Below are 411 nucleotides of genomic sequence, written 5' to 3'. Positions count from 1 at the left end.
AAATCTTAAAAAAGGCCGCCGTGTACTTTGCCAAAGAGCTCAAGTGAAGTACACATTCATCCGAGCTGAAAGTAAAAATTACAGCATAAAAACCCTGTGCAAAGTCATGGGAGTTTCAACCAGTGGTTTTTATGACTGGTTTGATAGACCTATCAGCCAACGAGAAAAAGACAACCAAAGATTGTTGACTAAGATTCGCTGTTTCCACAAATCCAGTCACAGTATTTATGGTTCACCAAAGATTCAAAAAGACCTCACTGAAGATGGTGAACAGGTCAGCAGACAAAGGGTTGCTCGGTTGATGAAAGCTGCGAATATTCAGTCGAAAATAGTTAAGAAGTTCGTTATCACTACCAATTCAAGAAACACCAAAGCACCTTCCCCTGATCGCCTAAAAAGGAACTTCAAGGC

At 40.6% G+C, this 411-nt stretch carries 1 protein-coding gene; it reads left to right on the top strand.

All coding sequences use genetic code 11. The features are described from left to right. Nucleotides 1-43 precede the first annotated feature (43 nt). A partial coding sequence (locus tag QNI24_RS15390; RefSeq protein WP_283708773.1) for an IS3 family transposase occupies nucleotides 44-411 on the top strand: 368 nt, incomplete at its 3' end.

Source organism: Marinicella marina (assembly GCF_030065545.1).
Lineage (GTDB): Bacteria > Pseudomonadota > Gammaproteobacteria > Xanthomonadales > Marinicellaceae > Marinicella > Marinicella marina.
Note: the sequence above shows the minus strand (reverse complement) of the source record. Positions and strands in the feature narration are given on the sequence as shown.